This window comes from Microtetraspora fusca (genome assembly GCF_001570365.1).
GTDB lineage: Bacteria > Actinomycetota > Actinomycetes > Streptosporangiales > Streptosporangiaceae > Microtetraspora > Microtetraspora fusca.
Genome location: NZ_BBYK01000040.1, coordinates 194,815 through 216,313, shown reverse-complemented (window position 1 = coordinate 216,313; position 21,499 = coordinate 194,815). Strand labels below are relative to the sequence as shown.

Annotated in this window: 21 protein-coding genes and 1 riboswitch; of the genes, 13 read left to right on the top strand and 8 right to left on the bottom strand. The window is 69.6% G+C overall.

Going from position 1 to position 21,499, the window contains the following annotated elements:
- Nucleotides 1–63: 63 nt before the first annotated feature.
- From ctaC to AWQ68_RS06360, 4 genes are all read left to right on the top strand, one after another.
- Nucleotides 64–894, top strand: a complete 831-nt coding sequence (ctaC, locus tag AWQ68_RS06375) for an aa3-type cytochrome oxidase subunit II (RefSeq protein ID WP_066936127.1) — start codon at nucleotides 64–66, stop codon at nucleotides 892–894.
- Entirely contained in the window at nucleotides 891–2,552 is a 1,662-nt protein-coding gene (gene ctaD, locus AWQ68_RS06370) for an aa3-type cytochrome oxidase subunit I (protein ID WP_066936124.1), read from the top strand. The genes ctaC and ctaD overlap by 4 nt, the downstream gene beginning before the upstream one ends.
- Nucleotides 2,549–2,944: a cytochrome c oxidase subunit 4 gene (locus AWQ68_RS06365; protein WP_066936121.1), complete on the top strand. Its 396-nt coding sequence runs from the start codon at nucleotides 2,549–2,551 to the stop codon at nucleotides 2,942–2,944. The genes ctaD and AWQ68_RS06365 overlap by 4 nt, the downstream gene beginning before the upstream one ends.
- A gap of 164 nt (nucleotides 2,945–3,108) precedes the next feature.
- Nucleotides 3,109–4,287, top strand: a complete 1,179-nt coding sequence (locus tag AWQ68_RS06360) for a L,D-transpeptidase (RefSeq protein WP_245655772.1) — start codon at nucleotides 3,109–3,111, stop codon at nucleotides 4,285–4,287.
- Nucleotides 4,288–4,581: 294 nt separating this feature from the next.
- Here the strand turns inward: AWQ68_RS06360 and qcrB are convergent, their stop codons facing one another.
- The 4 genes from qcrB to ctaE are packed head-to-tail and all read right to left on the bottom strand — an operon-like array spanning nucleotide 4,582 to nucleotide 8,736.
- Nucleotides 4,582–6,207, bottom strand: coding sequence for a cytochrome bc1 complex cytochrome b subunit (qcrB, locus tag AWQ68_RS06355; protein ID WP_066936115.1), 1,626 nt, complete (start codon nucleotides 6,205–6,207; stop codon nucleotides 4,582–4,584).
- Complete coding sequence (gene qcrA, locus AWQ68_RS06350) at nucleotides 6,207–7,292, bottom strand: cytochrome bc1 complex Rieske iron-sulfur subunit (protein ID WP_066936112.1); 1,086 nt, start codon at nucleotides 7,290–7,292, stop codon at nucleotides 6,207–6,209. The genes qcrB and qcrA overlap by 1 nt, the downstream gene beginning before the upstream one ends.
- On the bottom strand, nucleotides 7,292–8,101 hold the full coding sequence (qcrC, locus tag AWQ68_RS06345) for a cytochrome bc1 complex diheme cytochrome c subunit (RefSeq protein WP_066936109.1): 810 nt from the start codon (nucleotides 8,099–8,101) through the stop codon (nucleotides 7,292–7,294). Before qcrC ends, qcrA begins: the two co-directional genes overlap by 1 nt.
- 17 nt (nucleotides 8,102–8,118) lie before the next feature.
- The gene (gene ctaE / locus AWQ68_RS06340; RefSeq protein ID WP_066936105.1) at nucleotides 8,119–8,736 is read right to left on the bottom strand and encodes an aa3-type cytochrome oxidase subunit III; all 618 of its coding nucleotides are present in this window, start codon (nucleotides 8,734–8,736) and stop codon (nucleotides 8,119–8,121) included.
- Between the two features lie 163 nt (nucleotides 8,737–8,899).
- Between ctaE and AWQ68_RS06335 the strand changes: the two genes are divergently transcribed.
- From AWQ68_RS06335 to AWQ68_RS06325, 3 genes are all read left to right on the top strand, one after another.
- A complete protein-coding gene (locus AWQ68_RS06335) occupies nucleotides 8,900–9,316 on the top strand; it encodes a hypothetical protein (RefSeq protein WP_066936102.1) in 417 nt (138 codons plus the stop codon).
- Nucleotides 9,317–9,330: 14 nt separating this feature from the next.
- Complete coding sequence (gene trpD / locus AWQ68_RS06330; RefSeq protein ID WP_084463697.1) at nucleotides 9,331–10,374, top strand: anthranilate phosphoribosyltransferase; 1,044 nt, start codon at nucleotides 9,331–9,333, stop codon at nucleotides 10,372–10,374.
- A gap of 90 nt (nucleotides 10,375–10,464) precedes the next feature.
- Entirely contained in the window at nucleotides 10,465–11,223 is a 759-nt protein-coding gene (locus AWQ68_RS06325) for a sensor histidine kinase (protein WP_066936100.1), read from the top strand.
- On the opposite strand, the gene AWQ68_RS06320 is transcribed toward AWQ68_RS06325, so the two are convergent.
- The 4 genes from AWQ68_RS06320 to AWQ68_RS06305 form a co-directional block, all read right to left on the bottom strand.
- Complete coding sequence (locus tag AWQ68_RS06320) at nucleotides 11,166–11,453, bottom strand: Lrp/AsnC family transcriptional regulator (RefSeq protein WP_066936096.1); 288 nt, start codon at nucleotides 11,451–11,453, stop codon at nucleotides 11,166–11,168. The genes AWQ68_RS06325 and AWQ68_RS06320 overlap by 58 nt on opposite strands.
- Nucleotides 11,454–11,528: 75 nt before the next feature.
- Entirely contained in the window at nucleotides 11,529–13,283 is a 1,755-nt protein-coding gene (locus AWQ68_RS06315; RefSeq protein ID WP_066936092.1) for a DEDD exonuclease domain-containing protein, read from the bottom strand.
- A 14-nt stretch (nucleotides 13,284–13,297) separates the two neighbouring features.
- Nucleotides 13,298–13,858 (bottom strand): GNAT family N-acetyltransferase, encoded by a 561-nt coding sequence (locus tag AWQ68_RS06310; RefSeq protein WP_066936089.1) that lies wholly within the window; start codon nucleotides 13,856–13,858, stop codon nucleotides 13,298–13,300.
- 4 nt (nucleotides 13,859–13,862) lie between these two features.
- Entirely contained in the window at nucleotides 13,863–14,096 is a 234-nt protein-coding gene (locus AWQ68_RS06305; RefSeq protein ID WP_066936086.1) for a hypothetical protein, read from the bottom strand.
- A 57-nt stretch (nucleotides 14,097–14,153) separates the two neighbouring features.
- On the opposite strand from AWQ68_RS06305, the gene AWQ68_RS06300 reads away from it, so the two are divergent.
- From AWQ68_RS06300 to AWQ68_RS06280, 6 genes are all read left to right on the top strand, one after another.
- Complete coding sequence (locus AWQ68_RS06300) at nucleotides 14,154–15,575, top strand: alpha/beta hydrolase (protein ID WP_066936083.1); 1,422 nt, start codon at nucleotides 14,154–14,156, stop codon at nucleotides 15,573–15,575.
- Nucleotides 15,572–16,048 carry a hypothetical protein gene (locus tag AWQ68_RS42110; RefSeq protein ID WP_157544964.1) on the top strand — a complete coding sequence of 159 codons (477 nt, stop codon included), beginning with the start codon at nucleotides 15,572–15,574 and terminating at the stop codon, nucleotides 16,046–16,048. Before AWQ68_RS06300 ends, AWQ68_RS42110 begins: the two co-directional genes overlap by 4 nt.
- Before the next feature lie 244 nt (nucleotides 16,049–16,292).
- A complete protein-coding gene (locus tag AWQ68_RS06295) occupies nucleotides 16,293–17,609 on the top strand; it encodes an NYN domain-containing protein (protein ID WP_066936080.1) in 1,317 nt (438 codons plus the stop codon).
- A gap of 125 nt (nucleotides 17,610–17,734) precedes the next feature.
- Nucleotides 17,735–18,694: a C40 family peptidase gene (locus AWQ68_RS06290; RefSeq protein ID WP_066936077.1), complete on the top strand. Its 960-nt coding sequence runs from the start codon at nucleotides 17,735–17,737 to the stop codon at nucleotides 18,692–18,694.
- Between the two features lie 854 nt (nucleotides 18,695–19,548).
- Nucleotides 19,549–19,706: riboswitch (cyclic di-AMP (ydaO/yuaA leader) on the top strand.
- Between the two features lie 148 nt (nucleotides 19,707–19,854).
- Nucleotides 19,855–20,334: a C40 family peptidase gene (locus AWQ68_RS06285; RefSeq protein ID WP_066936663.1), complete on the top strand. Its 480-nt coding sequence runs from the start codon at nucleotides 19,855–19,857 to the stop codon at nucleotides 20,332–20,334.
- A 264-nt stretch (nucleotides 20,335–20,598) separates the two neighbouring features.
- A complete protein-coding gene (locus AWQ68_RS06280; protein ID WP_157544960.1) occupies nucleotides 20,599–21,456 on the top strand; it encodes a peptidase MA family metallohydrolase in 858 nt (285 codons plus the stop codon).
- The last annotated feature ends 43 nt before the right edge of the window (nucleotides 21,457–21,499 follow it).

The following is a 21,499-nucleotide window of genomic DNA, read 5'->3' as shown; positions in this document are numbered from 1 at the left end:
TGCAAATTGGAAGATCCGCCCAGGAGAGGGACTCTTGGGCTTCACCTGTGGGGTAGGCAATCCGTGAGTCCGACCCGCCGTACGACACGGCGACCGTTGGCCCGCCGCCGGTTGCCACGCGTCGCCGCTCTGGCGGTGCTCGTGGCTGCCGCGACGGCGTGTAGCGCCCAGACGACTGAGCAGTGGTCCCGTGGCGGTATGCCCGAAGGCGCTACAGAGCAGTCGCACCTTGTTCAGTCGCTCTGGAACGGGGCCTGGATCGCGGCACTGGCCACCGGCATCGTCGTGTGGGGCCTGATCCTGTGGGCGTGCGCGTTCCATCGCAAGAAGAAGAACTCGTCGAACGAGCTGCCGCCTCAGGTGCGGTACAACCTGCCGATCGAGATCCTCTACACCGTGGTGCCGATCATCATGGTCTCGGTCTTCTTCTACTTCACCGCCCGTGACGAGACCGAGATCATGAAGGTGACCGGCACCGCTCCGGTCAAGGTCAAGGTCGACGGCTACCAGTGGAGCTGGCGCTTCACCACCGAGTACCAGGGCAAGACCGTCAAGGTCGACGGCGTGCCGGTCGACCTCGCCAAGCAGAACGTGGACAACCCCGAGGGCCCGCAGCTCGTGCTGCCGACGGGCGCCGAGGTCGAGTTCGACCTCCACTCGCCCGACGTCATCCACTCGTTCTGGGTGCCGGCCTTCCTGTTCAAGCAGGACGTGTTCCCCGGCCAGGTCCACAACAAGTTCCAGATCAAGACGCTGACCCGCACCGGCGTCTTCATCGGGCGGTGCGCCGAGCTGTGCGGCGTCGACCACAGCAAGATGCTGTTCTCCGTCAAGCTCGTGCCGCAGTCGGAGTTCGACCAGTACATCCAGAGCCAGGCGGGGAGTGCACAGTGACCGCCATCCACCAACCCTCCGCCATCGCGGCCCGGCCGTACACCAAGGGCTCGGTCGTGGCCAAGTGGCTTACCTCCACTGACCACAAGGTGATCGGGCACCTGTACCTGATCACGTCGTTCGTGTTCTTCCTGATCGGCGGCGTCATGGCGCTGGTCATGCGCGCCGAGCTGGCCCAGCCGGGTCTGCAGTTCGTGACGAACGAGCAGTTCAACCAGCTCTTCACGATGCACGGCACGATCATGCTGCTGATGTTCGCGACGCCGCTCTTCGCGGGCTTCGCGAACGAGCTGATGCCGCTGCAGATCGGCGCGCCGGACGTGGCCTTCCCCCGGCTGAACATGGTGAGCTACTGGCTCTACCTGTTCGGCAGCACCATCGCGGTGGCCGGCTTCATCACCCCGGGTGGCGCGGCCGCCTTCGGATGGACGGCGTACGCGCCGCTGTCCAACGCGGTGACCTCGCCGGGCCTCGGCGGCGACATGTGGATCATGGGTCTGGCGCTGTCCGGACTCGGCACGATCCTCGGCGCGGTGAACTTCATCACCACCATCATCACGATGCGCGCGCCCGGCATGACGATGTTCCGGATGCCGATGTTCACCTGGAACATCCTGCTCACCAGCATCCTGGTGCTGCTGGCCTTCCCGGTCCTCGCCGCCGCCCTGCTGGCCCTGGAGGCCGACCGCAAGCTCGGCGCCCACATCTTCGACTCCGCCACCGGCGGCGCGATCCTGTGGCAGCACCTGTTCTGGTTCTTCGGCCACCCCGAGGTCTACATCATCGCGCTGCCGTTCTTCGGCATCATCACCGAGGTCATCCCGGTGTTCAGCCGCAAGCCGATCTTCGGTTACATCGGCCTGGTGGGCGCGACGATCGCGATCGCGGGTCTGTCGATCACGGTGTGGGCCCACCACATGTTCGTGACCGGCCAGGTGCTCCTGCCGTTCTTCTCGTTCATGACGTTCCTCATCGCGGTACCGACCGGTGTGAAGTTCTTCAACTGGATCGGCACGATGTGGCGTGGCCATCTGACATTCGAGTCGCCGATGCTGTTCGCGGTCGGCTTCCTGGTGACCTTCCTCTTCGGTGGTCTCACCGGCGTCATCCTGGCCTCGCCGCCGCTCGACTTCCACATCAGCGACACCTACTTCGTCGTGGCCCACTTCCACTACGTGATCTTCGGCACCGTGGTGTTCGCGATGTTCTCGGGCTTCTACTTCTGGTGGCCCAAGTTCACGGGGCGGATGCTGAACGACCGGCTGGGCAAGGTCCACTTCTGGCTCACGTTCTTCGGCTTCCACCTGACCTTCCTGGTGCAGCACTGGCTGGGCGTCATCGGCTTCCCGCGGCGCTACGCCGACTATTCGCCGGTGGACGGCTTCACCGACCTGAACATCATCTCGTCGGTGGGCGCGTTCCTCCTCGGCGCCTCGCTGCTGCCGTTCATGTACAACGTGTGGATCACGTGGAAGAAGGCGCCGAAGGTCACCGTGGACGACCCGTGGGGCTACGGCGGCTCGCTCGAATGGGCGACCTCCTGCCCGCCGCCGCGGCACAACTTCACGTCGCTGCCGCGCATCCGGTCTGAGCGTCCCGCGTTCGACGTCAAGTACCCGCACCTTTCCGCGAAGCCTGCACTGGAGGAAAGTCGATGAAGGTCCAGGGATGGGTGTTCGTGCTCTGCGGCCTCTTCTTCGCCGCAGTGACCGTCGTCTACTGGTTCTGGTCCAAGGAGCCGACCGGGACCGCGGTGCTGGCCATCTCCGTCGGCCTCGCCCTCATGATCGGCTACTACCTGCTCTTCACGGCTCGCCGCGTCGGTGAGCAGCCGGAGGACAGCAAGGAGGCCGAGATCAGCGACGGTGCCGGTGAGCTGGGCTTCTTCAGCCCGCACAGCTGGTGGCCGCTGTTCGTCTGCCTCTCCGCGGCGCTGACGTTCTTCGGCTTCGCCGTCGGGATGTGGCTCTTCCTGATCGGTGTCTTCGCCACCATCATGAGCATGATCGGTTTCGTGTTCCAGTACTACCGGGGCAACTTCTCGCACTGACCCGGAGGAGCGCGTCTCCTGTCGACCCCGTCGCGGCCGGCCAACGATCACGTTGGCCGGCCGCGACGCTTTTCTTTGCCAGGTGCCATCCCTGATCTGAGCGCGGACCCAACGTAATCGGGTACTAACCCCATGCAAGTGGTACGTGGCGGGGGGAGGCCGACGTGCGAGCTGGTGCTGGGCTGCTTGCCATACTCATGGCGACCGGATGTTCCGCCGCCGCGGCGGATCGCGAGAAGGAGGCCGCCGTGGTGCCCACGGCGGCGGTGGGCATCACGCCGGAGAACGGCGCTCAGGGCCTGGCGCCCGAACTGCCCATCATGATCGCGGCCGCCGGGGGGACGCTGAAGAGCGTCACGGCCGAGGCGAAGGGCAAGCCCGTGGCCGGGATGTTCAGCGCCGACCGGACGAGGTGGCGGAGCGCCCGGCCGATGACACCGGGCACCGACTACACCGTCACCGCCGTGGCGGTCAACGCGGCGGGCAAGACCACCGAGACCAGGAGCGTCTTCTCGACGCAGAAGGCGGCCAAGACGTTCGACGTCCAGACCATCCTCCCCAACAAGGAGACCACCGGTCTGACCGTGGGCGTCGGCATGCCCATCATGATCACTTTCGACCACGACGTCACCGACCGAGTCTCGCTGGAGAAGAACCTGGAGGTCTACGCGTCCAAGCCGATCCAGGGCGCGTGGCACTGGTTCGACAACCGCCGGGTGACGTTCCGTCCCAAGGAGTACTGGCCGGCCCACACGAAGGTCCGGCTGGTCGCCCGGCTCGCCGGCGTCCGCGGCGGCGACGGCATGTACGGCACCAAGGACTACGTCCGCGACTTCACCATCGGCCGCTCCCAGATCAGCCACGCCGACACCGGAACGCACTACATGAAGGTGGTGCGCGACGGGAAGGTCATCCGGAACATGCCCATCAGCGCCGGCATGGGCGGCCAGATGAAGTACTTCACGACCTCGGGCATCCATCTCGCCATGGACCGCGAGCTCGTCACCGTCATGACCTCGCCCGGCATCGGCCCCGGCAGCCCCGGCTACTACCAGACCACCGTCTACGACACCGTACGGATCTCTGACACCGGCGAGTACGTGCACGGCGCCCCGTGGTCGGTGGGGGACCAGGGCAACTCCAACGTGAGCCACGGCTGCGTCAACGTCAGCCCCGCGAACGCGAAGTGGTTCAGGACCAACACGCTGATCGGCGACCCCATCGTCATCTCCGGATCGCCGCGGCCGCTCGACCCGACGAACGGCTGGGGCCACTGGCAGGAGTCCTGGAAGCAGTGGCTCAAGTGGAGCCGGCTCCGCGGTGCCAGCACCGAGCCGCTCTGACGGCCTCTGAACGCCGCGACGACGGCCCGCGTCCCCTTTTCCCGGGGCGCGGGCCGTCCGCCGTCTGCGGCCGAATGAGGGCCGGGCAGCTCGTTCGGGGGAGAGGCGCCTCCGCGGTGGTGCGTGCGGGTCACGGGCGGGGCCGTTCAAGGAGGGCCAGGGGCGCCGTCCTGGGCGGCCCTGGCACTCGTCGGAGGGGGCAGGGAGTCGTGCGGCCCACAAGGGGGCCGCAGAAAACGAAACGGCCCGGGTGGGAATCCCCACCCGGGCCGCTCACGTGCGGTTCACCCGGACTCAGTGAACTTCCTTGCGCTCCCCGGCGCCGACGGCGACGTGCTCCTCGCCGTGCTCCTCCTCAAGGGGGACACGGTCGGTGCCGTACGCCTTGCTCATCTTGGCGCGGAGCCGGCCGATCAGCGAGCGGGCGCCCTTGGGCGGGATCCCCTCACGGTCGGCTGCGCTCTCGATGACGGGGATCTCCTTCTTGCCGCGCATGTGCGCCAGGATGTCGTCCGCCGGCGGCGTGTGGACCTCGATGTACTCGCCGTTCGGCATCCGCTTGATGACACCGGACTCGACACCGTGGGACACGATCTCGGCGTCCTTGCGCTGGAGGCCGAGGCAGATCCGGTAGGTGACGAAGTAGGCGATCGCCGGGCCGAGGAAGACGGCCACCCGGCCGAACATCGTCGTCTCGTAGAGACCGATGTGGAAGTTGGCCGAGATCTCGTCGTTGGCGCCCAGCAGCCACAGAACGCCGTAGAACGTCATCGCGGAGATGCCGATCGAGGTGCGGTGCGGGTTGTTGCGCGGCCGGTCGGCGACGTGGTGCTCGCGCCGGTCGCCGGTCACCCACTGCTCCAGGAACGGATACAGCGCCAGGCCGGTCATGATGAGCCCCAGCGGCACCAGCGCCGGAATCAGCACGCTCAGCGGGACCGTGCCTCCGGACGTGCCGAAGAGGTTGATCTCCCACGCGGGCATCAGGCGCAGGGATCCTTCGAGGAAGCCCATGTACCAGTCGGGCTGCGAACCCGCCGAGATGTCCGCCGGTGTGTACGGCCCGAACAGCCAGATCGGGTTGATCTGGGCGAACGTGCCCAGCAGCGCCAGCACGCCGAACGTGAACAGGAAGTACGCGCCCGCCTTGGCCATGAAGGCCGGGTAGAACGGCGCGCCCACCACGTTCTTCTCGGTGCGGCCCTTGCCCGGCATCTGCGTGTGCTTCTGCACCCACATGAGGATCATGTGAGCGGTGATCAGCGCCAGCAGGATGCCCGGGATGAGCAGGATGTGCAGCGTGAAGAACCGGGAGATGATGTCCTCGCCGGGGTACTCGCCCCCGAACAGGAAGAACTGGATGTACGTGCCGATCAGCGGGATCGACAGGATGACACCCTGGGTGATGCGCAGACCGGCGCCGGACAGCAGGTCGTCCGGCAGCGAGTAGCCCGTCAGACCCTCGAACAGGGCGAGGCTCAGCAGCAGGATGCCGATCAGCCAGTTCAGCTCGCGCGGCTTGCGGTACGCCCCGGTGAAGAACACGCGGAGCATGTGCACCACCATGCCGGCGACGAACAGCAGGGCCGCCCAGTGGTGGATCTGCCGGATGAGCAGACCGCCGCGGACGTCGAACGAGATGTGCAGCGCCGAGGCGTACGCCTCGGACATCATGACGCCCTTGAGCGGCTCGTACGCCCCGTTGTACACGACCTCGCCCATGGTGGGCTTGAACCAGAAGGTCAGGAACGTACCGGTCAGCAGCAGGATGACGAACGAGTAGAGCGCGATCTCACCCAGCAGGAACGACCAGTGGTCGGGGAACATCTTCCGCAGATTGCGCTTGAGGAAGCTGCCCGCCCCGAGCCGGTCGTCGAGGAAGGTCGAAACGCCGGCGATTGCCTTCGGAGGAGTGTCCATTACGCCTTCTCCGCCTTCTCCCTGGCTTCCCGCTCCGCGTCCCCGCGCTCCCAGAAGCTGGGACCGACGGGCACGTTGAAGTCGGCCTTGGCGATGAGGTAGCCCTCTCCGTCGATCCCGATCGGAAGCTGCGGCAGCGGCCGCGCGGCGGGACCGAAGACGACCTTGGCGCCGTCGGAGGCGTCGAAGGTCGACTGGTGACACGGGCAGAGGATGTGGTGCGTCGTCTGCTCGTACAGCGCCGCGGGGCAGCCCACGTGGGTGCAGATCTTCGAGTAGGCGACGATGCCGTCGTGCGTCCAGTTCAGGTTCGTGCCGGACTTGAGCTCCTCCGGACGGAACTTGAGCAGGATCAGCGTGGCCTTGGCCAGGGCGTTGAGGTCGTGCTCGTAACCCTCGGGCACCACGGAGAGGATGCCGCCGGGCGAGTTGAAGTCGGCGGCGCGGATCGGCTGGCCGGTGCCCTCGGTGATGAGGCGGCGCGGCTTGCCGTTCTTGGTGGCCTCGCCCCAGACCGTGTGCCGGAGCTTGGTGCCCGGCAGCGGGCCGAGGTCCTTCAGCAGGACGAGCGGAGCCAGGCCGAGCGGCGCCGCCGCCAGCAGCAGCGTGCGGCGGAGCAGCTTGTGCTTGACGAAACCGCTCTCCTCGGCGCCCGCGAGGAACGTCTCCTTGACGTACTCACGGGTGTCGGAGTCGGACGCCATCAGGTGACGCTCCTGGATCATGCTGTACTTCGGCATGATCTTGCGCACCCACGTCGTGATGCCGGCCGCCAGCGCGAGCAGCGCCAGCGTCAGCGTGCCGCCGAGCGCGAAGTTGGACGCCGAGGTCTTCTCGAGCGTCCCCACCTGGAAGATGACGTACGAGGCGATGAAGCCGGCACCCGCGAGGAAGGCGATCGCGAACAGAAGCGCGACCGCCTTTTCCGCCTTACGGGCACTGACCGGATCCTGGTACTGCACCCCGGGCAGGGCCTCGGGCTTGTGGGCGGGCTCTTCCTTGAGGACGGCCTCGCTCGGAGGGGGCGTGCCGATGACGCGCTTGGGCACGCGATCCTCGGGCTGGTCGATGGTGTTGTCTGTCATTAGTGCGCCTGTCGCTTCTTCGCGGTGATCCAGATGGCGGCGAGAACCAGCAGGCTGATGCCGACGACCCAGGCCACCAGGCCCTCGGTCACCGGACCGATCCTGCCGAGGCCGGAGCCGCCCGGGTCTACCTGGCCGCGGACGCTCGTGATGTAGGCGATCATGTCCCGCTTCTGGGCGGGAGTGATCGTCGAGTCATTGAAGACGGGCATCGCCTGCGGACCGGTGGCCATCGCCTCGTAGATCTGCGTCGGCGACGCCTCGTTCAGGGACGGGGCGTACTTGCCGTAGGTCAGCGCGCCGCCCGCGCCGACGAAGTTGTGGCACTGGATGCAGTTCGCACGGAACAGCTCGCCACCCTTCGCCGGGTCGCCCTTGGCCGGGTCCACCTGCTCGGCCGACGGCCGGGTCGGGCCGCCGCCCAGCGACTGCACGTATGCCGCCAGCTGGTCGATGGCCTCGGGGGTCACCCACTCGTCAAGGGGCTTGCGCGGAGCCTGGGCCCCCGGGTCGGCCGCAGGCATGCGCCCGCTGCTCACCTGGAAGTCCACGGCCGCCGCGCCCACGCCCACGAGGGTGGGGCCGGACTTGGTGCCCTCGGCGTTCAGTCCGTGGCAGCTGGCGCAGTGAGCGACGAAGAGGTCCTTGCCCTTCGCCACGTCATCGGCCTTGCCGGACGCGACCGCCGCGTCCGCGGTGCTGCCGTTCGGCGCGGCGAGCGCGTATCCCCCGCCGAGGAGGCCCAGCGCGAGCGCCACAACGGCAAAACGCGCGAGGGGATGCCGCCGTCGCGCGGTGATGGATTTCACCGATCTCCCCGTTCCGATCATTTGATGATGTAGATGGTCGCGAAAAGGCCGATCCAGACCACGTCGACGAAGTGCCAGTAGTAGGACACGACGATCGCGCTGGTGGCCTGCTCATGGGTGAAGCGCTTCGCGGCGTACGTGCGTCCCAGAATGAACAGGAACGCGATCAGTCCACCCGTCACGTGCAGACCGTGGAAGCCTGTGGTCAGGTAGAACACGGAGCCGTAGGCGCTGGAGGCGAGGGTCAAGCCCTCCTCCACCAGGGTGCGGTACTCGTTCAGCTGGCCCGCGACGAAGATCGCGCCCAAGATGAAGCTGAAGATGTACCAGAACCTGAGCTTCTTGACCTGGCCCTTTTCCGCGGCCCATACACCGAACTGGCACGTCACGCTGGAGAGGATCAGGATGATCGTGTTCGCCGTGGCGTACGGAATGTCGAGATGGGCGTCCGGCCAGGGTTTGCCCTGGCCGAGGCTGACCGACCGGATGGTGAAGTACATCGCGAACAGCGCCGCGAAGAACATGAGCTCAGAGGACAGCCACACGATGGTCCCGACCTGAACCAGGTTCGGCCGGCGGGACCCGTAGGGCGTCGTCGTCGTTGTAATTGCGGATGCTGTCGCCACGGGCAGCATTATTGCGGCTCCCCTGGTCGGGTCGCCGCACGGCCCCCCGTTAGAGGCCCCTTTGCTCGGTTTAGAACCGGAGAATCCTGGCAAGAACCCTGGGCTACGCGTATGGCGAGGGCGCCGGTACCATCACGATGACCATACCCAGCGATTCGACAGTGAGCGTGACATGAGGGTTCTCGTCTACAGCGACGACGCAGGCACCCGTGAGAAGGTGCGGCTTGCCATCGGACGGCGTCCCGCAGCGGACGTGCCCCTCGTCGAGATCGTCGAGTGCGCCACCCAGCCGGCCGTGCTCAAGTATCTCGACTCCGGCGAGATCGACGTCGCGATCCTCGACGGCGAGGCCGCCCCGGCCGGGGGCATGGGGGTCAGCAGGCAGGCCAAGGACGAGGTGCACAACTGCCCGCCGATCCTGCTCATCATCGCGCGCAAGGACGACCGCTGGCTCGCCAACTGGTCCCGCGCCGACGCCGTCGTCGCCCAGCCCCTCGACCCCATGGCGGTCGCCGAGGCCGTGGCCGACCTCATGCGGCGCCGGCTGAGCCTGACCGGATCGAATCTCCCCGCCCAGCCCGTCTCGTAACGGAGCCTCTCCCTATGGACTCGCGTACCACCTGGCCGTCCCTGCTGAACGCCCTGCTCGCCGGCGAGCACCTGACCGCCGACGAGACGGCGTGGGCCATGGGCGAGATCATGTCCGGTGACGCCACCCCCGCCCAGATCGGGGCGTTCGCGGTCGCGCTGCGGGCGAAGGGGGAGACCGTCGCCGAGGCGGCCGGCCTCGCCAGGACCATGCTGGAGCGTGCGGTCCCGCTGTCCATCGAGGGGCCCGTCGTCGACATCGTCGGCACCGGGGGCGACCGGGCGCACACCGTCAACGTGTCCACGATGTCGGCCATCGTCGCCGCGGCCGCGGGCGCCCGGGTCGTCAAGCACGGCAACCGGGCCGCGACCTCCCTGTGTGGCGCGGCCGACGTCCTGGAGCACCTCGGTGTCGTCCTCGACCTGTCGCCGGAGGCCACCGCCCGGCTCGCCGCCGAGGCCGGGATCGCGTTCTGCTTCGCGCCCGTCTACCACCCGGGCTTCCGGTTCGCCGGGCCGCCGCGTCGCGAGATCGGCATCCCCACCGTCTTCAACTTCCTCGGCCCGCTCACCAACCCGGCGCGGCCCACCGCCCAGGCGATCGGCGTCTTCGACGCCCGCATGCTCCCCGTGGTCGCGGGCGTCTTCGCCGAGCGCGGCGTGTCCGCGCTGGTCTTCCGGGGCGAGGACGGGCTGGACGAGCTCTCCACCGCCGGGCCCTCGCGCGTCTACGTCGTCCGCGACGGCGCCGCCACCGAGACCATGTTCGACCCGGCGGACATCGGAGTGCCGCGTTCCCAGCCGGACGACCTGCGCGGCGGCGACGTCGCGTTCAACGCCGCGGCCGTCCACGACACGCTCGCGGGCAAGACCGGTCCGGTGCGCGACGCGGTGCTGCTGAACGCCGCCGCCGCCCTGGTCGCCTTCGACGGGTCCGGCGACGACCTGGTCGCCGATCTCGGCGCCGCCTACGCCCGCGCCGCCGAGGCGGTCGACACCGGAAAGGCGGCCGCCACCCTCGAGCGCTGGGTCGAGGTCAGCCGCTCTCTCGCCTCCTGATCCGCGCGGGCCGGGATCCGTCCCGCGAGGGACTCCCGGTCCGCCTCGGAGGTGACGCGTGCCGCGGGGCGTGAGCCGTACCGTGCGCGCATGACGCGCCTTCTGCTCGCCCGCCTCGCTCGGCTCGCCCGCGGGTGGCCGCCCGCCCTCTCCGGTGTCCGGCGGGGGCTCGCCTCCGTGCCGGCGTGGCCGCGCGGGACGTGGGGGAGCGATCTCGCGCGCCTCCGGGAACGGCTGCGCATCGCCGCCGAACTGCACGACGTCGTCGCGCACGACCTGAGCGTGATGACCGTGGGCGTCGGCGCCGGGCGGGTGCTCATGGACAAGGATCCCGTGCGCGCCGTCCATACCCTCCGCGAGGCGGAGGAGTCGGGCCGCCGGGCGCTGTCCGACCTGCAACGCGTGATGGCGCTGCTGCGCGTGGAGGAGGTCTCGCGCGTCCCTCAGCCCCGGCTCACCGAGTTACCGGCCCTGCTGGACGCGTTCACCGCCGCGGGTCTGGCCGTCACTTTCACCGAGGAGGGCCTGCGGCGGTCCTGGTCCGCGCTGGAGCTGTCGGTGTACCGGATCGTCGAGGAGGCGCTCGGCGCCGCGCTGCGCCCCGGCGCGGCCCGCTCGGCCGCGGTCACGCTGCGCTGGACCCGGAGCCTGCTCGACCTGACCGTACGGGACGACGGCGCGCCGAGGGAGCGGCCGCGCGGCGCGTGGGAACGGGCGTCGCTGTTCGGCGGCTCGGTGTCGGCGCGCGTCGTGCCCGGCGGCTTCGAGACCCGGGTCCGCCTGCTGTGCGGTCAGTCCGCCTCGTTGAGGCCGATCGAGAAGGCCGCGTCGAGGTCGTGGCGGGAGTAGGTGCGGAAGGCGATGTGCGTCTCGGTCTGCTGCACCCCGGGCACCTTGTTGATCCGGCCGGGCACGATCTCGGCGATCTGCTCGTACCGCCCCACGCGGATCATGGCGAGCAGGTCGTACTCGCCGGTGATCGAGTAGACCTCGCTGACCCCGTCGAGCTCGGCGACCGTCTGCGCGACCTCGGGAATCCGGTCGACATCAGCCTTGATGTGCACGATCGCGGTGACCATTCGCGTTCTCCTGTGTCAGTCGGGGTTCGTCGCGTACGGCCCGCGCCCCGGCGGCGCGGGGGCGGGATCGATGGTTCATCGTAGGGGCTTGCCCTCACGCGGCTGGTGCCCGGGGAGCCCCTGGTAGGCGCGTTCCATCCGGGCCCGCAGCCGGCCCGCGCCGTACGCGGGGAGGCTCCACGTGCCGTCGACCCGGACCAGCCGCACACCGGGGGACTCCAGCCAGCGCAGCACGCACTCGGTCTCCTCCGCGCTGGCCGCCGGGATGGGGCCGGGACCCGGCGCGACGGTCTCGGCCGTGGCGACCAGGGCGTCGACGTAGGGCACCGGGTGGGCGCCGCGCGGCATCACCCCCGCCGCGGCGAGCCGCCCGTGCCGTACCACGTGGATGTCCCACCCGCCGTCGAACGCCGGGGCGGCCGCCACCATCTGCGGGATCGCGGTGAGCGCGCGCAGCCGCTGCATGCGGGCGGCCGTGCGGACGTAGGCGGCGAGCCGGTCGCGGTCGACGGCCGCCTCCTCGTACCGCTGCTCCGCCGACAGGCGGCGCATCCTCGCCTCGATCGCGGAGACGACCACCTCGGGGTCGCGGTCCATCGCGTGCCGCGCGCACTCCACGTGCCGCGAGTACTCCTCCTCGCTCTCACGGCCCTCGCAGGGCGCGCCGCACCGGCCGAGCTCGGCCAGGGTGCAGGCGGCGCGGCGGACGCGGGGAGAGAGCCGCTGCGTGCACTGCCGCAGCGGGATCGCCTCGTGCAGGGCGGCCCGCGCCTCGTCGGCGATCCGGCTGCTGGAGAACGGCCCGAGATAGGTGCCGCGGTCGTCCTTGAGGTCGCGGACGACGCTGAGCCGGGGGAACGGCTCGTCGGTCAGCTTGAGCCAGACCACGCGCTCAGGGAACCGGGACCGCTTGTTGTAACGCGGCTTCGCCGCCCCGATCATGCGCAGCTCGCGGACCTCCGCCTCCAGCGCGGTCGCGCACACGATCGAACGGACGCTCTCGGCGATTCCGACCATCTCGCGGACCCGCGGCCGGGTCTCGCTCGCCGTGAAGTAGCTCCGGACCCGGTTGCGCAGGTTGGAGCTCTTGCCGATGTAGAGCGCCTCGCCCTTGGCGTCCTCGAAGACGTACACGCCCGGGGCACTGGGCACCGACTGGGCCAGATGCCGCTTGCGCCGCTGCTCCGGGGTCGGGGCGCGGACGAAGGAGCGCAGGTCCTCCAAGGTGTGCACGCCGTACGAGCCGACCCGGCCGATCAGGCCGTGCAGCACGTCGACCGTCGCCCTGGCGTCGGCGAGCGCCCGGTGGCACGGCTCGGTGCCGCTGCGGAACAGCCGGGCGAGGGTGGCCAGCTTGCAGTTGGGCGTCTCGTCCCGGGTGAGGACCCGCCGCGCCAGGTCCGCGGTGTCGACCACGGGGTTGGCCGGCGGCGGGTAGCCCCCGGCGGCGCACGCGGCCCTGAGGAACCCCATGTCGAAGGGCGCGTTGTGCGCGACCAGCGTGGCGCCGGCGGCGAACTCCAGGAACGCGGGCAGCACCTCGGGCATCTTCGGCGCGGCCATGACCATGGCGTCGGTGATGCCGGTGAGAACGGAGATGAACGGCGGGATCGGGCCGCCGGGATCGACCAGCGTGGCGAACTCGCCAAGGATCTCGCCGGCGCGCACCTTGACCGCGCCGATCTCGGTGATGGCGTGCTCGGCCGCCGCGCCGCCGGTGGTCTCCAGGTCGAAGACCACGAACGTCACGTCCCGCAGGGGAGTGCCGAGCTCGTCCAGAGTGCCCTGTACCGCTTCCACGCGCCTGACCTTAAAGACGGGCACCGACATTCCCCACGGCAGGGCTACGCCCGAGGGTTCCACTCCCGCCGCAGCATGGCGTAGATCACCTCGTCGCTCCACTCGCCCTTGAAGATCTCGTTCTCCACCAGGTGGGCCTCGCGGCGCATGCCGAGACGCTCCATCACGCGGGCGGAGGCGGTGTTGCGGCTGTCGCAGCGGCCGTAGACGCGGTGGAGGTCCAGATCGGCGAAGGCGAGCCGGAGCAGCTCCCGGGACGCCTCCGTGGCGAACCCGCGCCCGTGGTAGGCGGGGTGGAAGACGAAGCCGATCTCGCCCTGCCGGTGCTCGCGGCTGCGCCAGAACAGGGAGAGGTCGCCGATCAACGTTCCCGTCTCGCGCAGCTCGACGGCCATGTTGAGAGTGTCGTTGTCGTCGCTCAGGACGGCGTACCCGATCTTCTTCTCCAGTGCGGCCCCGGTCTCGTCGCGTGTACGGGCGTCCCAGTAGAGGTAGCGGGCGACGTCGGGGCGCGAGTGGAAGGAGTACAGCTCGTCGAGGTCGTCCATCGTGAACGGCCGGAGGAACAGCCGGGGGGTTTCGAGGGGGTAGGACGGGTTCAGCACCGGATCATCCTATTGGCGGCCCGGCCACTCGCCGCGCGTCCCGGTCCAGTCTCGCCGCGACGCTCCTGAGGTCCTCGGCCAACAGGTGCAGCATGCCGCGCCAGCCGTACAGCTCGCGGTCGAAGCGCTCGGCGGCGGGACCGGTCCACCCGGGGGACCGGCGCAGCGCGGCCACCGGATCCAGCAGGTCGTCGAACCAGGGCGCGGCCCTGCGCATCGCGTCGCTCTCGAACGTCACACGCCAAGCCTGACAGAAGCGGGAACAGTGCGTGACCGATGCCCTACGATCCGCAACGTGACCAAGCTGTGGTTGGCCGACGCGCCGTCCCTGCGCGCGCTCGCCGCCCGCCTGGACGACGTGTCGGGCCGCCTTGCCCCGAGGGCGGGCGGCGCCCTGTCGCCGGTGTTCGGCGCCGACCAGATTGCGCGGCATCCGGATCTGGCGCACTACGCCGAACGGCTGTGTGCACTGCGGCGCTGGTGCGAGGAGGCCGCGGCGGACCTGCGGCGCAGGGCCGCGATCGCCGAGCAGGCCGACGCGCTGGCCCTCGACCCGGTGGAACCGCCCGCCGTGCGGAGCGCGCTGGTCTCCGTCGCGTCCGGCACGGCCGACGCCGCGCTGTCCGAACTCAGGCTCCTTGTCGAAGGCCGGGACCCCGGGCCCGGGCGTGACGAGGCGGTGGCCGCGTTCTTCGCCGCCCTCGCGTCGGACACCGCGCTCGCGGTCGCTCTCGCCGACGCCGCCCTGGTCGGCCCGCTCGGTGGCGTGCCGTACGAGCTGCGGTACGCGGCGAACCGGCTGCTCATCCGGCAGGCCCGCGCGGAGGCGGCGGCCCTGTGGCTGACCGACAGGGTCGCCCTGTTCTCCCGGCTGCTTCAGCCCCGCGAGGTGTCGGCCATGCGGGATGGGCGGGTCGTCTCGGTGCGGGTGCCCCGGCAGTTCCTGTTGTTCGACCCGAACGGTCAGGGCCGGGTGGCCGAGGTGTTCGGCGACCTCGCCTCCGCGACGTCCGTCGCCGTCACCGTGCCCGGCACGGGGAACAACCTCGGGACCTACACCGACGGACCGGGCACGAACGCGCTGGCCCTGCACGACTTCGCCGAGCGCTTCTCCGGGGGAAGTGCGGCCACGATCGCCTGGATGGGGTGCGACCTGCCGCAGACCCTGCCGCAGGCGGCGTGGACGTCCTACGCCGAGGCCGGAGGGCCGCTGCTCCGCGACTTCGTGACCGGACTGCGTCTCGGCGACGACGTCCGCACCACCCTGGTCGGCCACTCGTACGGCAGCACGGTGACCGGCCACGCCGTGACCGCCGGGCTGCGTCCCGGCAACCTCGTCGCCGTGGCGAGCCCGGGGTGGGGCGTGTACTCGGCCGCGGCTCTGCGCGCTCCCGGCACCCACCTGTACGCCTTGCGCCACCCCCACGACGTGATCGGCATCGCGCCCGTGGTGTCGCTGCTGTCGAAGGCGGGGCTGCTCGGCCTGCTGGCCACCCCCTGGACGGGCCACGGGCAGGATCCCGTCCTCCTCGACGGCGTCACCCGCCTGGCGACCGGCACGGACCGCGATCTCGTGCAACTCGGCCTCGACATCGACGCCCACGGCGACTACTTCACGACCTCAGGTCGCGCTGCCACAGCCACCATCAACATCGCCCATGCGATCGTGGGGGACGTACGCCCTCTCACTTTTGCCGAGGCAAGGGAAGAGCCTTGATCAAGCGGGTCGTGTCCGCGTTCTTGTTCGCGGTCTTGAGTGTCGGAACCGGAGCCTGCCAGGTGAATGCTTCACATGTCCCCAGCGCCCAGCTATCGCGTGCGATCAACGAGCTCACGGCTGCCTTGACCCAGACGATTGAAATAGCGGCAGAGGGGGCGGCTCCATATGCGAAACAGAGAACGCCATGGCCGTGCGAGACGGTCGGAACCAGGGCGTTTTCCATTGGATATGACATAAAAGTCAAGGATCCGCGAGCCGGTCTGAAGAAGGCGCTGGCTCATTGGACCGACCGTGGACTGGGAGTCGGGCTTGATAGCTCGGACCGTGAGCAGCATCCGGAAATAGTGCTCGAAGCGCCTCTGTTCGAGCTCTCGGTTCATGCTTTTCCGGAGCGCGGAGAGTTATGGATTCGCGGCAACACGGTGTGCTTGGCGGGGGAGGTGCCGGAGGACTGGCGGGACGTCCGGTAAGGAGGGTGTCCTTCGGCGTGAGGGGAGCGTAGTCGCGGGTCGGCGGGTCCGTCCTGAGTCCTTATCGCAACCAAGCGGTTGGCTGAAGTCCGTTAACCTCGCAGTTCGTGCATCGTACGGGAGCGCCCCGCGATGCCGCGAGAAGGCGTCAGGCGGCGGACGCGCGGGCCGGGTTGATGCCCCGACCTGGCCATGGGCATGGCGGCCGTACCCTTTAAAAAGGACAAGGATGAGGAGCAAGCGGATGAGTTCAGCCGGAGAGGGCCTGTCTCGTCCGCTGCCGGAGCAGGTGCGCTTACACGTTGTGGAGCTCGCGGCTCAGGTGCTGGGGTCCATGCCGGCGGCCGCGATCCCGCCTCAGTTGCGCGGCATCGCCAAATTCGACCCGCGCAAGCGCGCCCGCCTCGGCGGCGCGCCGATCGCCGCCCTGCTCGAGTCGGACAAGGAGTTCCGCGAGACGGTCGCGGAGACGCTCAGGTCCGCCTGGCCGGACCTGGCGACGGGCCTCGCCGAAGGCGTGGTCCCGGCTGCGGCCGATCCTGTGCTCGTCGCCGCCGCGGCGTACCTGATCCGCCCTGAGGCCTGGCCGGATCTCGTCGAGCGTGCCCGCGAGGATCTCGAGCAGACCACGTCGGCCGAGGCGGAGCGGGACCAGGTCGAGGCGCGGCTCCGCGAGCAGCTCGCCGCCCAGCGTACGGCCGCCAAGGAGGAGGCCGAGCGCCTGCGCGAGCAGATCAGGGCGGCCCGCGGGGAGAACGCCGACCTCCGGCGCAAGCTGCACGACGCGCGTGAGCGGGCCAAGGCGGCCGATCAGCGCGCGGCCGAGCTGGAGGCCGAGACGGCCGAGGCCAGGGCCAGGGTGGCGAACGCCAGCGGCGCGGCCGAGACGGAGATCCGCAGGCTGAAGGAGCGCCTCGCGGACGCGGAGCGCCAGCTTGAGGCGAGCCGCCGCGCGGCCCGGGAGGGACGCAGCGTGGAGGACGCCCGCATCCGCGTGCTCATGGACGCGTTGCAGGACGCCGCCGCCGGGCTGCGCAAGGAGCTGGCCCTGCCCACGATGATCAGCAAGCCGGCCGACTACGTGTCCGCCGTGGTCCCGGGCGCGCCGAGCGTGCGCGCGGTGCCCGCCAGGGCGCTCGCCGACGACGATCCCCAGTTGTTCGACCAGTTGTTGGCCATCCCCAACCTGCACGTCATCATCGACGGCTACAACGTCACCAAGACGGGCTATCCGACGCTCACGCTGGCCGACCAGCGGGCCCGGCTCCTCACCGGGCTTGGCGGCCTCGCCGTACAGGCCAGGGTTGAGGTGACCTGCGTCTTCGACGGCGCGGAGCTCAACGGGCCGGTGCAGGTCTCGGCTCCGCGCGGGGTCCGGGTGATGTTCAGCGCCCCGGGTCAGATCGCCGACGACCTCATCCGCCAACTCGTCAAGGCGGAGCCCGCCGGACGCGCAATCGCGGTGGTCTCCTCCGACCGCGAGGTGGCCGATTCCGTACGCCGGATGGGGGCGCGGCCGGTGCCGTCGCTGCTGTTGCTCCGGCGTCTCGGCCGCGCCTGATCACTGAGGGTTCCACGCCGGTCGCCACAGGTGATGATCAGCCCGAATACCTGCGAATAGGTTGAATCGTCATGATCGCCTGAGTAAAGTCGCGCCCCAGATTTGTCTATACGAAGGGGACGTCAGTGCGAGGGCGTGTACCCGTGGCCGTCGGCTTGGCAGCTGTGGCGCTGCTCTTGCCTGTAACTGGCGCCCAGGCCGACCCCAAGCCCACGGTCGCGCAGGCCAAGGCCAAGCTGAAGAAGCTGAACGAGCAGGCCGACAAGGTCGTGGACCAGTACAACGCGGCCAACGAGAAGTGGAAGAAGGCCAAGAAGCAGTACGCCGAGATCAACGCCGGCTACGCCAAGAAGGCCGAGAGGGCCGACGAGCTGCGCGAGAACCTGGTGACGGTCGCCGCCAGCGCGTACCAGACCGGAGATGTCGTCTCCATGGGGCTGTTCTACAGCCCGAACCCTGACTCGATGCTCAGCGGTCTCGCCGCGCTCGACCAGCTTTCGCAGGGACGGGCCCGGCAGCTCGGCGAGTACCAGAGCGCCATCGCCGATCTCAAGAAGCAGCGGGATCAGAAGAAGAGCGTCTACGACGAGGCCACCAAGGTCAAAGCCGACCTCCTCAAGGAGAAGAAGCAGGCCGACGAGCTGGTCAAGGAGCAGACCGAGCTGCTGCGCCGCCTCGGGGCGTTCAACCCGGGCAACACCAACAGCCCCGGCGCCGTCTATTCCGGGTCCGCCTCGGGTAACGCGCTCGCCGCGCTTCAGTTCGCCTACCGGCAGATCGGCAAGCCGTACCGGTACGGCTCGACCGGGCCGGGCTCGTGGGACTGCTCGGGACTCGTCCAGGCCGCTTGGTCGGCCGGCGGGGTGTCGCTGCCACGGACGAGCTATGAGCAGTGGGCGTGGGGGGCGAGCCGCAGGGTCCCGCTCAACGCGCTGGAGGCCGGCGACCTGCTCTGGCACGCCGGGTACGGTCACGTGGGCATCTACGCCGGAGACGGCAAGGTCGTCCACGCTCCGCAGACGGGTGACGTGGTGAAGGTCGTCACGCTGGCCCAGTACAACCCGATCGGGGCGGTTCGTCCCTGATCCGTGCCGCTGGGTGGCGGCCCTCTCGACCTCGCGGGACACCGGCTGACCGGTGTCCCGCTTCGCGTATACGGCCCTGCTCCGGCTCCCTCTCCTGCGTCCTGCTCGCCCCGGAGTGGCCCTGTCTTGTGCCAGGCCGCACGCGGCCTGCCCAGGCCGTCCGTCCCCGCCCTTGCGCGGGTGTGACGGCGTGCCGGGCGGCTCGTATGGCGCCGGACTCCGTGCGCGGCCCCGCCGCGCACGCGTGGCCGAGCACTGTGGGTGTGCGGCTCGTGCGCCCGAGGTCGGATAAGCGCCGGTGCGACTGTTTCGGCGGACGGGTGTTCCATCGCCTCGCGATCCGCTCCGTCGCGAGCCCGCTGTCGGACGGCTCATGCCGGCGTTGGAGCCGTCCCCATTCACCGAAGCGAGGCGATGGGATATAGATCCACCGCGAGGTAGGTCGGCCCGCACAGGGAGATTATGACTTCTGATCTTTAGCACGAAATGTGAGAACTCTCACAAGAAGTGGATCAGAATGCCAACGCCGACGATCTCCATGGCGGAAAGACGAACACCCGAATCGATCTCACAATCAGAGTGATCGATGTGGCTGATGTGGCCGATTTGCGACATGATGTGGCAAATGTGAGCAGCGTCACATTGGCTGTCCGGAACTATCGACTATCCAGGGGTTTTCGCTTTGCCGGATCGTTTATTCGATCTTTATTTCTTTGGCAGCCCTTTGCCGACTTGTGGCACGAATCGGTAACTTCTGGCCCGCGGTGAGCGGCCACGCCACCGCCGCGAACACCGGTCCGAGGCCGCGTTCGCGCAGCATCCGTCGCCGTCACCCGCTTCGCGACCCCCCGAGGTGAGGCGACATGCCGAGTCCGTGCAGTCAGGAGGCACGGAGCCGGGGACCCATCGACCTTCTCCGAAGGTCCGGGGTGAATCGGCGCGCTTCGCGCCGTAGGGCGACTTCCCCGCCCGAACCCGTCAGCTAACCCGGTAGGCGCAAGCGGAAGACCCTAGGAGCGATCCTGTCCAGCACCCCTGCACGTCTGTCCCGCCTTGCCCGCGTCACCCTGGGCGGCGCCGCGATCGGCGTCTCCTTCGGGGCCGTAGGGGCCGTCGGGGCCTCCCCCGCCTCGGCCGACCCCGTGACGGACGGCCTCACCGTGGAAAAGATCACGACCACGAGTGTGACGGCCTCGACGGAAGCCGACGCGTCGGCCACCGTAGCGACCGCCACCGCCACCAAGACCTCCAGTCGCCAGTCCAAGGCGGTCCGCCAGCGGCAGCTGGCCCGCAAGGCCGTCGAGACGGCCAAGAAGCAGCTCGGCGACCCGTACCGATGGGGCGCCACCGGACCCGGCGCGTTCGACTGCTCGGGTCTCGTCCAGTACGCCTGGCGGAAGGCCGGCGTGGACATCCCGCGCACCACCTATTCGCAGCTCAGCGGAGTGAAGAAGAAGGTCTCCTGGAGCAAGCTCAAGCCCGGTGATCTCATCTTCACGAGCGGTGGCGGCCACGTCGGCATGTACGTCGGAAAGGGCAAGATGATCCACTCGCCGCACACCGGCGCGGTGGTCCGCATCGACAAGCTCGACGCCTACCGCAAGAGCAGTTTCGTCGGAGCGGTCCGCCCCGGCGTCTGAGAACACAGAAGCGCCCCGCCAACGGGCGATGAGCGTCCGGCGACGACAGCCGTCCCCCGGGCTTTCGGAACCGACGCTCTCGACGCGCTCCCAGGAGCGTCCCTCGCCCATCGGCCGGGTACGTCCGGCACAGAAGACCCCATCCCGGGCGCGTCCGGGACGCCCCCCGGCCGGGTTGGGGTCCTACCGGACACGCCTCGCGGCCCCGTCCCTCGTCCGGAGGGGCGGGGCCGCGGCATGTCCGCCCGCCCGTACGATTTCCGCATGCGCGCTCTGGCCCGCCTCTCGGCGGCCGTGCTGGTCGCGGCGTCGGTGGCCGGCCTGGCCGCCGACGCCCCACCCGACCGGGCCCTCGCCACGGCGCGGGCGGTCATGGGGGAGCACCCCGAGATATGGATCGGCGCCTCGATCATTAGGGGGAAGCACGCCGTCGTCGTCACCGGGCATGCGGCGTCCACGCCGCCGTCCCTCTCCGCCCCCGGAGCCCCTGCCGGAGCCGGGCTCGCCGACGTGGCCGACTCCGCCCGCCGTACGGTCGCCCGGGTGTGGGGGCCGGTGGACGCGGTGATCCTCGCCCCGGCGACCGACGAGCAGGCGGAGGTGCTCGCGTCGCCCTCCGGGGTGACGGGCCTGGCCGCCCTGGCCGACGTCGATCACGTGATCCTGGCGCCGTCCGGGTTCGGCCGGCTCTCCCCGACCGGCCGCCGGGTCGTGCTGGCCCACGAGCTGACCCACGTCGCCACCGGTGCCGCGATCTCCGGCGACATGCCGGCCTGGCTGGTGGAGGGCTTCGCCGACTACGTCGGCTATCTCGGCAGCGACCTCACGGCGCGGGCGGTCGCGGCGGAGCTCGCCGCCGAGGTCCGCTCCGGAACGCTGCCCGCGGAGCTGCCCGGCCGCGAGGCGTTCCGGCCCGGCGCGTCACGGCTCCCGCAGGCGTACGAGGAGGCGTGGCTGGCCTGCCGGTACGTCGCCGACCGGTACGGGGAGCGCACCCTGGTGGCCCTCTATCGGGCAGCGCGTCGCCACGGCATCGCCACGGCGCTGGTAGAAACGTTAGGCACCGACCTGGCGGAGCTGACCGCGGACTGGCGAGGATATCTGCGACACGAACTCGCCTGATCGGGCCCGCCCGCACGGGGACGGCCGCGGACTGCGAAGGGGT

Bases quoted from the DNA above. Each gene is read 5' to 3' on its own strand.
- AWQ68_RS06365 (WP_066936121.1), top strand. From the start codon at position 2,549: ATGAAGGTCCAGGGATGGGTGTTCGTGCTCTGCGGCCTCTTCTTCGCC.
- AWQ68_RS06325 (WP_066936100.1), top strand. From the start codon at position 10,465: ATGACGCGCCTTCTGCTCGCCCGCCTCGCTCGGCTCGCCCGCGGGTGG.
- AWQ68_RS06295 (WP_066936080.1), top strand. From the start codon at position 16,293: ATGAGTTCAGCCGGAGAGGGCCTGTCTCGTCCGCTGCCGGAGCAGGTG.
- AWQ68_RS06320 (WP_066936096.1), bottom strand. From the start codon at position 11,453: ATGGTCACCGCGATCGTGCACATCAAGGCTGATGTCGACCGGATTCCC.
- ctaE (WP_066936105.1), bottom strand. From the start codon at position 8,736: ATGCTGCCCGTGGCGACAGCATCCGCAATTACAACGACGACGACGCCC.
- AWQ68_RS06315 (WP_066936092.1), bottom strand. From the start codon at position 13,283: ATGTCGGTGCCCGTCTTTAAGGTCAGGCGCGTGGAAGCGGTACAGGGC.
- AWQ68_RS06280 (WP_157544960.1), top strand. From the start codon at position 20,599: ATGCGCGCTCTGGCCCGCCTCTCGGCGGCCGTGCTGGTCGCGGCGTCG.
- qcrB (WP_066936115.1), bottom strand. From the start codon at position 6,207: ATGGACACTCCTCCGAAGGCAATCGCCGGCGTTTCGACCTTCCTCGAC.
- trpD (WP_084463697.1), top strand. From the start codon at position 9,331: ATGGACTCGCGTACCACCTGGCCGTCCCTGCTGAACGCCCTGCTCGCC.
- qcrA (WP_066936112.1), bottom strand. From the start codon at position 7,292: ATGACAGACAACACCATCGACCAGCCCGAGGATCGCGTGCCCAAGCGC.
- AWQ68_RS06335 (WP_066936102.1), top strand. From the start codon at position 8,900: ATGAGGGTTCTCGTCTACAGCGACGACGCAGGCACCCGTGAGAAGGTG.